Annotated in this window: 13 protein-coding genes and 2 tRNA genes; 9 read left to right on the forward strand and 6 right to left on the reverse strand. The window is 34.0% G+C overall.

The window, feature by feature from the left end:
- Positions 1 to 2: 2 nt before the first annotated feature.
- The 8 genes from BKM63_RS07710 (at position 3) to BKM63_RS07745 (ending at position 10170) form a co-directional block, all read left to right on the forward strand.
- Positions 3 to 2591, forward strand: a complete 2589-nt coding sequence (locus BKM63_RS07710) for a M1 family aminopeptidase (RefSeq protein ID WP_071636031.1) — start codon at positions 3 to 5, stop codon at positions 2589 to 2591.
- Complete coding sequence (locus BKM63_RS07715) at positions 2588 to 3514, forward strand: DUF58 domain-containing protein (protein WP_071636032.1); 927 nt, start codon at positions 2588 to 2590, stop codon at positions 3512 to 3514. The genes BKM63_RS07710 and BKM63_RS07715 overlap by 4 nt, the downstream gene beginning before the upstream one ends.
- Positions 3515 to 3600: 86 nt before the next feature.
- Positions 3601 to 3674: transfer RNA gene (locus BKM63_RS07720), tRNA-Asp, on the forward strand.
- Between the two features lie 186 nt (positions 3675 to 3860).
- Positions 3861 to 4673, forward strand: coding sequence for a helix-turn-helix transcriptional regulator (locus tag BKM63_RS07725; protein WP_071636033.1), 813 nt, complete (start codon positions 3861 to 3863; stop codon positions 4671 to 4673).
- 415 nt (positions 4674 to 5088) lie between these two features.
- Positions 5089 to 6447 (forward strand): TolC family protein, encoded by a 1359-nt coding sequence (locus BKM63_RS07730; protein WP_071636034.1) that lies wholly within the window; start codon positions 5089 to 5091, stop codon positions 6445 to 6447.
- 68 nt (positions 6448 to 6515) lie between these two features.
- Positions 6516 to 7565 (forward strand): HlyD family secretion protein, encoded by a 1050-nt coding sequence (locus tag BKM63_RS07735; RefSeq protein ID WP_071636035.1) that lies wholly within the window; start codon positions 6516 to 6518, stop codon positions 7563 to 7565.
- Between the two features lies 1 nt (position 7566).
- The gene (locus tag BKM63_RS07740; RefSeq protein ID WP_071636036.1) at positions 7567 to 9150 is read left to right on the forward strand and encodes an MFS transporter; all 1584 of its coding nucleotides are present in this window, start codon (positions 7567 to 7569) and stop codon (positions 9148 to 9150) included.
- Between the two features lie 357 nt (positions 9151 to 9507).
- Positions 9508 to 10170 (forward strand): HAD family hydrolase, encoded by a 663-nt coding sequence (locus BKM63_RS07745; protein WP_071636037.1) that lies wholly within the window; start codon positions 9508 to 9510, stop codon positions 10168 to 10170.
- A 100-nt stretch (positions 10171 to 10270) separates the two neighbouring features.
- Here BKM63_RS07745 and BKM63_RS07750 read toward each other — a convergent pair whose 3' ends face one another.
- From BKM63_RS07750 to BKM63_RS07760, 3 genes are all read right to left on the reverse strand, one after another.
- On the reverse strand, positions 10271 to 11062 hold the full coding sequence (locus BKM63_RS07750; protein ID WP_071636038.1) for a DUF6055 domain-containing protein: 792 nt from the start codon (positions 11060 to 11062) through the stop codon (positions 10271 to 10273).
- Positions 11063 to 11392: 330 nt separating this feature from the next.
- Positions 11393 to 11821 (reverse strand): YcxB family protein, encoded by a 429-nt coding sequence (locus BKM63_RS07755; protein WP_165608762.1) that lies wholly within the window; start codon positions 11819 to 11821, stop codon positions 11393 to 11395.
- Between the two features lie 78 nt (positions 11822 to 11899).
- Positions 11900 to 12130: a helix-turn-helix domain-containing protein gene (locus BKM63_RS07760; protein WP_071636040.1), complete on the reverse strand. Its 231-nt coding sequence runs from the start codon at positions 12128 to 12130 to the stop codon at positions 11900 to 11902.
- 82 nt (positions 12131 to 12212) lie between these two features.
- On the opposite strand from BKM63_RS07760, the gene BKM63_RS07765 reads away from it, so the two are divergent.
- On the forward strand, positions 12213 to 12446 hold the full coding sequence (locus BKM63_RS07765; RefSeq protein WP_071636041.1) for a hypothetical protein: 234 nt from the start codon (positions 12213 to 12215) through the stop codon (positions 12444 to 12446).
- A gap of 174 nt (positions 12447 to 12620) precedes the next feature.
- Here the strand turns inward: BKM63_RS07765 and BKM63_RS07770 are convergent, their stop codons facing one another.
- The 3 genes from BKM63_RS07770 to BKM63_RS07780 all read right to left on the reverse strand — a co-directional run bounded on the left by BKM63_RS07770 (position 12621) and on the right by BKM63_RS07780 (position 14212).
- On the reverse strand, positions 12621 to 13184 hold the full coding sequence (locus BKM63_RS07770; RefSeq protein WP_071636042.1) for a hypothetical protein: 564 nt from the start codon (positions 13182 to 13184) through the stop codon (positions 12621 to 12623).
- Positions 13185 to 13230: 46 nt separating this feature from the next.
- Entirely contained in the window at positions 13231 to 13980 is a 750-nt protein-coding gene (locus BKM63_RS07775) for a hypothetical protein (RefSeq protein WP_071636043.1), read from the reverse strand.
- 150 nt (positions 13981 to 14130) lie between these two features.
- Positions 14131 to 14212 (reverse strand) — tRNA-Leu (locus BKM63_RS07780).
- Positions 14213 to 14291 lie beyond the last annotated feature (79 nt).

Consider the following 14291-nt stretch of genomic DNA (forward strand, 5'->3'; position numbering starts at 1 on the left):
AAATGAAAATTCTATACACCTTTCTTTGTTCTGTTTTATTGATGACAATTGGTTTTTCTCAATCAAAAGAAAAAGAAAATGTGATTTTAGAAGAGGGAGTATCAGAGCAATTGGCCCACTTTCGTAAAAAACAGATTTCAGAAGTTCAATATGATTTGTATTTTGAAATTCCCTATAAAAAGACAGAAGATATTAATACCAGAATGAATCTGAAATTAATTATATCAGATTTAAGTCAGCCGTTATATTTAGATTTTAAGGAGAAAACATCAAATATAAAATCTATAAAAGTAAATTCAAAAAGCACAGTAATTGTTCATGAAAAGGGGCATATTATTATCTCTCCTGAAGATTTAATTTTAGGAAAAAACCAGGTAGAGATTTCCTTCATTGCAGGGAATTTATCTTTAAATAGAAACGATGACTTTTTGTACACATTATTAGTTCCGGATCGCGCAAGTACCTTGTTTCCCTGCCTGGATCAGCCAGATATTAAGGCAGCTTATACTATGGCTTTACAAGTTCCCAAAGGATGGAAGGTTTTAGCTGCTGCTCCGGTTACAGGAGTACATGAAATGGTGATTGATGGTGTTGATTTTATGGTTTGGGGATTTGGCAAATCAGATAAAATGAGCACCTATTTATTTTCTTTTGTAACAGGAGAATTCAAAAGCGTGAAGAAAGAAACGGGCAAGTTAGAAATGACGATGTTGTATCGCGAAAATAATCCCGAAAAAATACAAGTAAGTACCGATACAATTTTTAAGCTCCATCAGCAATCCTTAGATTTTCTGGAAAAATATACTAATTGCAGATTTCCATTTCAAAAACTGGATTTTGCTTCGATTCCTGTTTTTCAATACGGCGGGATGGAACATGTAGGAGCGATTCAGTATAGAGAATCAAGTTTGTTTCTGGACAACAGCGCAACGGACAGTGAAAAATTAAACCGCGCCAAACTCATCGCGCACGAAACGTCACACATGTGGTTTGGCGATTTGGTTACGATGAAATGGTTCGACGATGTTTGGATGAAAGAGGTTTTTGCCAATTTCATGGCCGATAAAATCATGAACCCAATTTTCCCGAAAGTTAATCATAACCTGCAGTTTTTTACGGCACATTATTCCAGCGCTTTCGCGGAAGACCGATCTTTGGGTACGCATCCGATTAAACAGCATCTGGCCAATTTAAAAGATGCCGGATCGCTTTACGGGGCCATTATTTACAACAAAGCCCCAATTATGATGCGTCAGTTAGAAGCTTCGATGGGAAAAGAAGCTTTCCAGAAAGGAATCGAAAAATATATTCAAAAATACGCCAATGACAATGCTGACTGGAATAATCTGGTAGAAATTCTGGACGACGAAACACCGCTCGACATGAAAAAATGGAGCGAAGTCTGGGTCAATAAATCCGGAAGGGCCATTTTTACGGATAAGATTGAATACAATTCTAAAAACAAAATCAAGAAATTCGAAATTCAGCAAAAAGCAGAAGACCAGTCAAGCAATATTTGGTCTCAGGTTTTTCAGATTGGTTTAGTTTATGCTGATGAGATAAAAGTTTTAACCGTAAATATTACAGATAAAACTCTGGTTTTAAAAGAAGCTGTCGGACTTGAAAAACCGCTTGCCGTTGTTTACAATTATAACGGTTTTGGATACGGCGTTTTTCCGCTTGACGGGAATAATTTAGATTATATCTTTACATTAAAAGATGAGGTTGCAAGAGCTTCGGGTTACAGCAATCTTTATGAAAATACGTTGCTTGGAAATGTTCCGCCAGATGCAGCTTTTAATTGTTTTTTTAAAGGAATTCAGACGGAAGAAAATGAATTGGTTTTGAGAGTTGCCTCAAATAGTTTAAATACGATTTACTGGAGATTTTTTACCTCAAAACAGCAAAATAAAGTTCAGGAACAGCTCGAAGATGTTCTGTACCAGCGTTTGCAGGCTAATTTATCTGCCAATATAAAAAAGACTTTATTCGGCTTATTCAGTTCTGTTGCGTATTCTGATTCGGCGAAAGCCAGATTATATCAGATTTGGAATAAAGAAATCGTAATTCCGAATTTGAAATTGAACGAAGATGATTACACCAATATGGCGATGAATCTGGCGATTTTTAAACATGAAAAAGCCGATGAAATTTTAGAGAAAACCAGAACAACGATCACAAATCCAGATAAACAAAAACGTTTTGAGTTCCTGCTTCCTTCACTTTCAAAAGACGAATTGGTTCGAAATGCGTTTATGGAATCTTTAAAAGATGATAAAAACCGCGAAAAAGAATCGTGGGTTTCGGTTGGATTGAGTAATATTCATCATCCGCTTCGTCAGGAAAGTGCGCAAAAGTATATTAGATTTTCATTAGATTTGGTTGATGAAATTCAGCGTACCGGAGATATTTTCTTTCCGAAAGACTGGCTGGATAATACGGTTGGAAAGTATTCTTCGAAATTTGCTTTTGATGAGGTACAGCGATTCTTAAAAGAAAACCCTAATTTTAGTCCGATCTTGAAGCGTAAATTGTTTCAATCGACAGATTTGCTTTATAAAGCACAAAATATTAAAAAAGAAACCGAATGAAAATTGAATCGGAAATAGAGAAAGTCTCCAGTTTTCAGCATCTCGAAATGCTGGCAAATCAGGTTGTAGAAGGTTTTATATCCGGAATGCACAAGAGTCCGTTTCATGGATTTTCGGCTGAATTTGCAGAGCATAAAGTGTATAACGCCGGCGAAAGCACCAAACACATCGACTGGAAATTATTTGCCAAAACCGATCGTTTGTACACGAAACGTTTTGAGGAAGAAACCAATTTACGCTGTCATCTTATTGTCGATAATTCATCATCCATGCATTATCCTGAACTCAAATCGAATCAGCCTTTTTATGAAAAAAAGATTGGTTTTGCAGTTTTGGCTTCGGCAGTTTTAATGAATATTTTAAAGAAACAGCGTGATGCCGTTGGTTTAAGCGTTTTCTCAGATAAATACGAATATTACGCTCCCGAAAAAGGAAGCGACCGTCATCATAGAATGTTGTTGAATAAACTGGAAGAATTATTGGTTCAGCCAAAAGTTAAAAAAACAACCGATACGATTACGTATTTACATCAAATAGCAGAAAAAATGCATCGCCGTTCGATGATTATTCTGTTTACAGATATGTTTCAGTCCGAAGACGATGAAAAACTTTTTAGCGCCTTGCAGCATTTAAAACACAACAAACACAAAGTGGTTTTGTTTCATGTCGTAGATCACGAAACAGAGCTTAAATTTGATTTTGATAATACCCCCAGAAAGTTTATCGACTTAGAATCGGGCGAAGAAGTTTCGATTTTTGCCGATAATGTAAAAGTAGAATATGAAAAAAGGGCAGAAGCCTATTTTAAAAATTTGGCTTTAACGTGTGCGAAGAACCAAATTAAGTACGTTCCGGTAAATGTAGGCGACAATTTTGAAAAAATATTGACTACATATTTGGTTGAAAAACAAAACTTTGCATAAATATTTAAAAATTTATTTCATTTTTTTTACAAAAACACTTGCAGAAATGAAATTCTGTACTATCTTTGCAACCGCAATAACGCAGAGGTTTGGTAGTTCAGTTGGTTAGAATACATGCCTGTCACGCATGGGGTCGCGGGTTCGAGTCCCGTCCAGACCGCTTAAATTTAAAAATGCCTTTTCTTAACGGAAAGGCATTTTTTTTGTTTATATTTTTAACCGCAAATTTTTGTATTATTCACTCTGATTTAATGACAAACGTTATGGAATTGGAATTTGGAATTTCAGATTTTGCAATTTAATTTCTTCTTATCTTTAATATCACAAATGCGCTGTATTAAAACGAATGGAACACTCCGGTCAGAAACTAGATAAGTATTACATCAAGAAAGTAGATGCTGATAAAAAAAGCATTTACTGCCACCACGATTTGATGGGTGAATTGTTTGTGCCTCCACATAGACACAATAAAGCGCAAATGCTCTATGCCGAAGGTGATGTAGTTTTTGTAACGACGGAAACGAAAACCTATTTTTTGCCGGCAAGACATTTTATCTGGATTCCGAGTGGGGTTGAGCATAGCATTGAACCAAAATCTGAAAGTGTTACAATGCGAAATTTGTATTTTCCGGTTGAAAAAAATGAAGATGAATTTTATCAGGTTGAAGGTATTTATCCTGTCAATAATTTATTGCTGCAAATGATGCTTTTTACCAATCGATGGAATGGCGATCTTAAAAAAGGAACGCCAAACTTTGCCATCGCCAAAGCAATAAAAGCAATTCTGCCACAAATTTGCACTAACAATCTTCCGTTAGAATTACCGCAGCCAAAAGACAAACGACTTAGTAAAATCCTTCGTTATATTGAGAATAATCTCGGAGAAACGATTCTGTTTGCTGATGTTGCCCATGAATTTGGTTACAGCGAACGCTCTTTATACCGCTTGTTTCAAAAAGATCTTAAAATGTCTTTTATTCAATATTATACCATTCGCAGAATCTTAAAAGCAATTGAACTTTTATTAGAAAGAAAACTTTCTGTAAAAGAGGTGGCGCTAGAAGTGGGTTATAGCAGTGTCCCGACTTTTAGCAATACGTTTTTCAAGATTTTAGGACAAAGACCTTCCGATTACTTAAATGGTGAAGATATTCTGTAGTTTTTTATTTCACGCAGATTTTGCAGATGAGTTTTTAACACATAGAATCATAGTTTAGTTTGCAGTTAAAAGGCGTTTCACTTGCATTAACACACATAGTGCTGTGTGTAAATGATATGTCATTTATTTTATTCTTAAACAAATAAAAAAATCTATGTTTCTATGTATTAAGTATTGCCTAATCTACAGATTCAAAACTAAAAACCGTGCAAATCTGCCAAAATCTTTTCAAATCTGCATGAAATACCACAAACCAAATTAATTTTGTAATAAATTGTTTGTCAGTATTTTAATATAACGTTTTCGAAAAACAAGATTTTAACGTTTGTCCGAAATGAATACGTTATTGACTTTTTAGAATTATCAGTCATCGTAAAAATGAAGGAACTTTGCAGCATAAAATATTTATGTATTCATGTTCCTTAAAACAACAAATTCTACAGACGATTGTTTTCTCAAAATCCTGCTGTTATTTCTAATTGTAATAGCATTTGACAGCTTGCAAGCACAGGAAATTCATTCGGTTTCATTAAAAGAAGCCGTGAAACTGGCTAAAGAAAACAACAGAAAAATCCTTAGATCTCAATTAGAGATTACGCTCTCGGAGCAAAACATCAAAGAAACGAAAGAACTCCGACTACCAGACATTGAGTTAAACGGTATGTATTCACGAATTACCAATATAACGGAATTCAAAGGAAGCGGTTTTCTTAAAGACAAAGAAGTTACTAAGGCAATTCCTGAAATTTATGAGGTGAATTCGACTTTTAAAATGCCAATTTATGCTGGAAATAAGATTAATAATGCCATCAAAATTGCCAGCCAGGAAAGTGAAATTGCTAAAATAAAAACCGAAAAAACCGAAAATGATATTGAGCTCGAAGTGGTGGCCAATTATCTGTCGATTTATAAAATGATGGAACTTCAAAAGATTTTTGAAGAAAACATCAAAGAAGAAAAAAGCCGATTAAAAGAAGTACAGTCACTCCAAAAACATGGGACGGTGACTAAAAATGAAGTCATTCGTGCCGAATTGCAGCTTTCGGATCGTGAATTAAGTGCGCTTACAAATTCCAAAAACATAAAAATCGCACTTCACGATCTGAAAACTTTAATTCAGTTTCCGGAAAACGAAGAAATCTCGATCGACACAACGGCTACTCTTGATGAATTGAATGGATTGGATCCGTATGATTTTTATATGAATAAAGCTTTGCAAAACGAAGAAATGCGTATTGCAAGCCAGGAATTAAACATCAAAAAAACAGAATTGCAGTTGGTGAAAGGAAATTATCTGCCAACGGTAAACTTCTTCGGGAATTATGGTTTTTATTATCCTAACTACAAATTTTTTCCGCCAAATCCGTATTTGTACACTTTAGGACAAGTGGGTATTGAAGCGCGTTTTGATATTTCGGCTTTGTATAAAAACAAAACCAAAGTAGAGCAGGCGAATAAAAAAATCGAATGGCAGCAAATGCAGTCTGAAATCATTAAAGATGAAATTCAGGACAAACTGTATAAAGAGCATACTCAATATCAGGAAATCCTTGAAAAATTTGTGGTGGTCGACAAAGCCTTGGATTTAGCCAATGAAAACTACCGAATTGTAAAGCTGAAATACTTAAATCAGTTAGTTTTAATAACCGAAATGGTCGATGCCGATAATGCTTTGCTTCAGGCGAAATACAACAAAATTTCTACCAGATTGGATGCGGTTCTAAAACATTACGAACTGCTTCATACCGCAGGGATCCTGCCTAACGAGATTTAATTTTTTGAAGCAAGAGGTCAGATTTAAAAGTAGATAATAGAAAATAGACTAGAAAAGATATAGAGTTTATGGTTAAGATAAAAAATGAAACTAGAAGAAACAAGACGTTTCATATACTTATAACAGTTATTGCATGTGCCCTTGTAGTAAGCGGGGTTATTTTGGGAATTTGGTTTTATGTATTTAACAGAAATCACGAAGAAACCAACGATGCTCAGGTAGAGCAATATGTAACGCCAATTATGTCCAGAATTACAGGTTATGTGCAGGAAGTTCGTTTTAACGAAAATCAATTTGTACATAAAGGCGATACTTTGGTGGTGATTGACAACAGAGAATACCAATCAAAATTGAATGTGGCTCTTGCCGATGTTCAAAATGCAAAGCAAAACAGTGTTGTTGCAGAGAAAAATGCGATAAATACAGCAAGCGCGACAGCAATTAACGAATCGCAATTAGACGCTGCCAAATCGAATCTTTGGAAAACAAAATTAGAATACGAAAGATATCAGGCTTTGGTAAAAGATGAAGCTACAACGTCTCAGCAATTAGAAAAAGTTAAGGCAGATTATGAATCGGCGCAGGCGCATTTTCAGGAAATGAAAAATAGAATTCATTCCGCAACTTTGAGTACTTCTGTAGCTGAGGCGAATGTTCCGACAACGCAGACTAATATTGCATCCAAACAAGCTGTTGCAGATAATGCGGCATTATTTCTTTCGTACACGATCATTACAGCACCTTACGACGGCTGGGTTGGAAAACGAACTTTACAGCCGGGGCAATTGGTAAAAGAAGGGCAGTCACTGCTTTCAATCGTAAGTAAAGAAAAATGGATTACCGCCAATTTTAAAGAAACGCAATTGCAGTATTTAACCGTTGGGCAGGAAGTTGAAATAAAAGCCGATGCTTTGAGCGACAAAACTTTCGTTGGTACAATTGCTTCTTTATCACCAGCGAGCGGGGCAAGATTTTCGCTGCTTCCTCCGGATAATGCAACAGGAAACTTCGTGAAAATCGAACAAAGAATTCCGGTTCGAATTCAGTTAAAAGATACCGACAAACTAACCGATTTTTTAAGAGCGGGAATGAATATCACCGTGATCGCGGCACACTAAAATGGAAGATAAAAGTATTTTTAAATCCTGGGTTCCAAAATGGGCAATCATTATTATTTTGTTTGTCTGTCTTTTGCATTCCATGATTTTATTGGGAGTTTATACTTCAAACGTAACCTACGCAGCAAGTTTTCTGGACATCGAGCCAGAAGATCTGCAGTTTGCGATGTGCGTTACGTACGGAACTCTGCTTGCCACAATTTTAATTGAAAGCCGGTTTTCGAGTTTTTTCCCTGCAAAAAATTACCTGATGGCGGTGTATTCCTTAATCGGGATTACGATTGTTTCATCGGCCTATATTACCAATTTTTACCTTTTTTTAATGCTGAGAATTGCCGAGGGAATCTTAATGGCGCTTCCGGTAATTACAATCAGACAATTGTTAATTGAGCAGTTTAATTCTAAAAATGCCATTATAATTGGTTTTTCGTTTTACTACGGTTCGCTGTTATTGTCGACGCCATTTATTATGAATATTGCGGTTTGGTTTCTGGATCATTACGATTGGAAATACATGCTGTATGTTTCGGGCGGCTTGCAGGTTTTGAATGTCTTTTTAATCTTAGTTACTTTTCGTGGGCACCGAATCACAAAGAAAATTCCGTTGTATCAAATCGACTGGATGAGTTATTTTTTGGTTTTAACTGCAATTCTTTGCGGTGCTTACTTTTTTGTTTATGCCGAGAAAAAGTACTGGTTTGAGTCTTCGCACATGGTTGTAATGCTTATGATTGCGCTCATCACGGGAGGATTGTTTATTTTTAAAGAACTTTTAGTAAAAAGACCGACTTTTGATTTTGAAGTCTTTAAATACGCCAATCTCCGAATTGGATTTTTATTGTTTTTTCTTTTCTATATCAGCAGGGCAACGCTGAGTCTTTGCCATTCGGCGATGTTTTCAATCTGGAATTGGGATCCGTCACGTGTGGCGGGCGTGCAATATATTAACGGACTAGGAAATGTAATCGGGCTTATTTTAGCGGCTTATTTCCTGATGAAATCGGTTTCTACTAAAATCATTTTTATGATTGGATTTTCGCTTATTGCGTTGTTTCATTTTTGGTTTACGTTTCTTTTTGTGCCCGATGTAGCTTTGTCAGATATTATCGTTCCGTATATTTTGCAAGGAATCGGTGTTGGGTTTTTATTTGTTCCGCTCATCTTATTTACCACATCATCGGTTCCTGCAAATATGGCGGTCTCTTCGGGGATTGTTGGAGTTTCGGGGCGTTTTTGGGGGAGTACAATTGGTTTTTGCGTGATGCAGAATGCTGTTGTATTTTTAAACAAAAAACACTTTTTAAAATTAAGCCAATTCGTAACAGGCGAAAATCCTGAAGCACAGCAAACCATAACTGCAACTGCGCAAAGTTTTATGGCAAAAGGATATTCTGCAGATAATGCGAATACTTTAGCGCTGAAAAAAGTCTTCGGAACAGTTGCTAAACAAGCCACTTTATTGGCCGATATGGAGATTTATACGATTGTAGGTTATGGTTTAGTGGTTTTGATTATTTTGATTGCTTGTAATCAGCATTTAAGACAAACAATGACTTTGGTTAAAAGTAAGATTTGGATTGGCTGAAGTTTTTTTGTTTCAAGTTTCAAGTTTCAGGTTTCAGGTTTCTTCCGCATTTTATGTCATTTCGATCCCGAGACTTCGGGAGAGAAATCTCCGCAAGTAACTCCGCAACGAAAGTCTAATCTTTGTAGAGCTACTTGCGGAGATTTGCTACGCCAGTTCGCTGTCGCTCGAGTCTCGTTCCTCGAAATGACAAACAGTACTTGTAATCATTACTTAAAATTAAAACTTCGCGTCTCTGCGCCTTCGCGACATTCAAAAAAACTCTTAGCGAATCTCTGCGAAAAACCTCCGCGAATCTCTGTGAAATAACCCTTTATTGCCCTATCTTGCAACCTTTAAAAAAACAACAAAACAATTATGAACCAAAAATGTGTAATTTTCGATATGGACGGCGTAATCTGCCACACCAATCCGCATCATGTCGTAGCATTCGAAGAGTTTTTCAATAAATATAAAATTCCGTATACGAATGAAGAATTCGAAGAACATATGTACGGAAAACACAATAGTTATATCATGACGCATTTCTTCAAGCGCCCCATTGAGGGAGAAGAACTGCTGAAACTAGAAGACGAAAAAGAAGGAATGTTCCGTGAAATTTATAAAGACAAAGTAGAAACGATTCCGCATTATATGGATTTTTTGAGCGAATTAAAATCTCACGGATTCAAAACGGCTGTTGCAACATCAGCACCGCGCGCCAATTTAGATTTAATTGCCAATTTCCTGAAACTCGACCAAAAAATGGATTCGATGATGTCCAGCGAAGACGTAACTTTTCATAAACCAAATCCGGAAGTTTATTTAAAATCGGCAGAGCGTGTTGGCGTTTCTCCGTCTGATTGTGTGGTTTTCGAAGATTCATTTTCGGGCGTTACAGCAGGATTAAATGCCGGAATGAAAGTCGTTGGCGTTTTAAGCACCCATACAAAAGAACAACTTCCGATATGTGATTTTTATATTAATGATTATAGTGAAGTGAATGTAGATAAGATCCTTGAGCTTTTAGATAAAAAGTAATTTGTAAAAAGTAAACTTTGCGCCTCTGCGTCTTTGCGAGATTAATTTTAAAGTATTAAACTTATGAATCTCTCGCAAAGTCGAGAAGGCGCAAAGTTTTTTAATACTTCTTCTCCAAAAAAGCAATCCAGCCTTTTTCAAATTCTTCGGGAGTTATTTTTAATGTTTTTTCAATATCGCCAAACGACGAAATCAATTGAGGGACAATGTCTTTTCCCCATTTTGAAGTAACATATTCAATAATGGTATAACCAATATTATAAATCTGATTGCTGTTATTTAGCTCTTCTAAAGTAAGATTTTTGCTTTTGGCATATTTTACGCTTAAGGTATTTACTTCTTTTGCTTCAAAAATACTAATCGATTCCCAAAGCCAGCGTGGATATTCGGTTCCAAATTTTTTATCAAACTCTTTTTCAAAAGTAAGTCGGTCTTGTGTGATAATCGTTTCTTTTGCTTTGTTAATTAATATATTGAGTTGAATGCAATGCGTAAATTCGTGAAGTGCCGTTTTGAGCGGATCGTCTGGGAAAATAGAATTAAACCAATTTGTCCAGATAAAATGAAATTCATTTGGACCGCGGCTAGTGCCTTTAGTGTTTTCTTTTAGGCCGGTAGCAGTATTGAATTTGTATTGTGAATCGTAAACAAAAACCTTTATCAACTTGTGTTTTACATCTTTTAGATTTTCTCTTATTGGAGCATAATTGTTCTCCAGATGTTCGCTTAATTTTTCAGCCTCACTTTTGTAAATTCCATCATAGGAGATAATAAAATGTTCCGATTCTAAAGTTTGAGCTTTGTGTTTAACGGTAAAAGTCCGGATTGTTCTTGCAATGTAAAAAACGCCAATAATTCCTAAAAGAATGACTAGTAATTTGTATTTCCTCATGTGTTCTAAATGTTTTTTAAAATTTAAAAACAAGCAAAATATTGAGAATTAGGTTTTTGGTGTTTTAAAAATAAGAATATTTAAAGATTAAAACATAAAATAATTTGAAAAATTTATGAATTGCTAAGCTTTGGAGGATTTTACTCCCGCAATTCCGATAGGTATCGGAGCAGATGCGTAAAGTTTTTCCGCATTTTTTGTCATTTCGATCCCGAGACTTCGGGATCGAAATGACAAACTAGACTTTTAAGAAATAAGTAATATGAATTGCCTCCTGCTTTAGCTGGAGGTTTTTTTATGTTTGAAAGGGAAAAAGGCTTTAGCCAAAATTTATCTGTTCTTTATCTTCAAAAAAATTTCATTTCTAAACCAATTTTCATCTTCTGGAGTTTCAAAAATTCGTTTTGGAAGGAATATAGTTTGACCTTTTGAAATGTATAAAAGATAAAGATCTTTTAGTTCAAAAACTTTTATGAAATTTTGCACTGGAATTGTACTCTTAGATATTTTTCCCATTCCAGAATTGATTCTATCTGAGAATATTTCATGTTGTCTTTCGTAGAAAATAACCTTATTGTCTTTTGAATTGGCAAAAAGCCAATATTTATAAATCTTAAGAAGAAGATACATAAACCCCACAACTATAATAAAAACGCTAAAAGAATCTTTCTTTCCAATAAAAAGAACGAAAGCAGAAAACACCCACATAAAAGCAAATAACCATCCTCGTCTTTTTAATTCAAGTCTAACAAGGAACATGAAATATTCTTTTTTTGTAAGTTGAAATTTTTTGGTTGTAATCATTGAAGATTGGTGAAATTTGCTTTACTCGGATTATTATTTCAAAGGAAAATCAAGCAACTCTTTAAGGTCAATATCTAAAGCATTTGATATTCTTATTAAAGTTTTTATGCCAGTATTTATTTCAGCTCTCTCAATTCTCCCAATTTGATTTCTTGTAATTTCGCAATCATCAGCTAAAGCTTGTTGTGATAAGCCTTTCTTTTCACGTAGCTGCCTTATGTGAATGCCAAGATTTGAGATAAAAGTTTCTTCTGAAATATTCATATTTCAAAAGTCATAACAATTATTTTTTGTTTTGACACATATTTGTGTCAATTATCATTATATTTGATCAAAAAATAAGATAATGACTACAGGGATCCTTTCGAATGAAATTGAAAATAGATTAAAAGTTTTTTTTGTTGATGTTATCGATCCAAAAGATATGGCGAAAACAATACGAGAGGTAAATTATATTCTTTCGTTATGCTCCATGCGAGGATGTGAAACAGTAGAATCTGAATTATCGAAAGTCGAAGATAATTTTTATTGGCTCAATAGATTGGCAGAAGTTCTGGATCCTTATTTGGATATTGTTTAAGTAGAAGAATCATTTCATTTTGACGAAAGGAGAAAACGAAAACAGCAAACCGACAAAAATTCCAGAGTGATTTCCGCGATTTTTTCATAGTTTGACAACCTGTTGGTGATGTTGGGAATCTTCTTTTGTCAAGGTGACAATGAAGTAGATGGAAGTAGAAAAAGTTAAATGTATTTATGCTAAAACTTCGTCTTTTTTTATTTTTCGAATAATTTCTTTAGATATATCACTAATGTTTTCGCTGATTCGGAAAGTATATTTTTTTCCATCTAATCTGCATTTATGACAATCTGCTAATTGATAATTATAGTCATCTAAGTCCATTGTAGTATCGCAAACCGGACAGTTTGGTTTTAAATCAGTAATTTCAAATGATTGCCTATGAGATAACCATTTATAATCCCAGCTCCATTTTGATTTCTTTATTCCAAAAATATCACTTTTATAATTTTTATAATGATTATATGGAGTATCATTTTTGTTTGTTTTTGGCGAAGTATATTTAATTTTTAATCTTGATTTTTCAAAACGAGTAATGATGATTAGAAAAAACACGATTAAAATTGCAAAATATAAGGGAATTTGCATATTAAAAATTTCCTTTAACCATTTGAAATTTAAAAAATTAGATTTTAAATTTTCGGGTAATTCGATATATAGTTTCAGAATAAAAAAGACACTTGCTGTTATAAACCCAGCTAGCCATTTGTCAATAATCCATGAATATATTTTTTTCATTTAATGCTCTTTTAAATTATTTATTTTAAGATGTTTGCAAATCATTTTAGCTATTTACCAAACGATAGAACTTTTTACCAGTTTCGGTTACCACATAGTGACCATTTTGTTTTGGGCTAATTATATCATAAGATTCTAACAATGTTAAAAACTTGCTATCAGTTTCGTCTACAGGAGAAAGACTTCTTTGAATAAAGAAAAGGATGTTTTCATATTCTTTAAGTTCTTTGGGATTGTTTTTTACTCTATCTGCAAAAATTAATAATTCATCTTGAGAATTATTGTTTTCACTTTCGCTATTAATAAAATTATTTAGAATTGTAGTGGGTTCTTTTTTTCGATATTCTTCTATTTCTAAATTTAGCTGTTTTATTTCTAGGTTTTTATCATCTACTAGCTTTGCAAATCTTTCTTCTTGTTTAGATATTTGTTCTCGTAATTCTATTGATTGTTCTATAGTTAATAGTTGTTTTCTATCTACAATTTTTTTTTGATCAACTCTCCATTTATTAAACTTTAATGAAAGCCAATATGCGCCATTTGTCATAAATGGAACTAGAGTTATAATAATGATTGATGAAAGTAAAGGAAAAATGAACACGTTTCCAGTAGATGAAAAATTATTGATTATGTAATCAATTTTATTGGAATCGATTTTATCTTGAGAAACGAAAAAAGTAAGGTATAAAATTTTCCAGTTCCATAAACACCACGAAATTATAAAAGAACCATAGAATGGACTAGTAGTTCTTTCATATATAATTTGATCAAATGATTTTTTTAGGTCGTCTATCATTCTTAATTTGAATTGTTAAAATTCAAAAATAAAAATAGAAAACGATAAAATGAAATTGTAGTAAATTCTTTATCAACAACTTTAACAACAAAAAACAAAAGGAAGTAAAAACAAAAAAGCTTCTGAAAATCTTCAGAAGCTTTTTTTAAGTGCGGATAATAGGACTCGAACCTACACGCCTTGCGGCACCAGATCCTAAGTCTGGCATGTCTACCAATTTCACCATATCCGCTCAATTGTGGGTGCAAAGATAAGCATACTTTCGAATATTCAAAGAAAAATTTCAAAAAAATTATTAATTCTCTTTTTTG

The sequence above is a fragment of the Flavobacterium johnsoniae genome, from assembly GCF_001879205.1.
Taxonomy (GTDB): Bacteria; Bacteroidota; Bacteroidia; order Flavobacteriales; family Flavobacteriaceae; genus Flavobacterium; species Flavobacterium johnsoniae_A.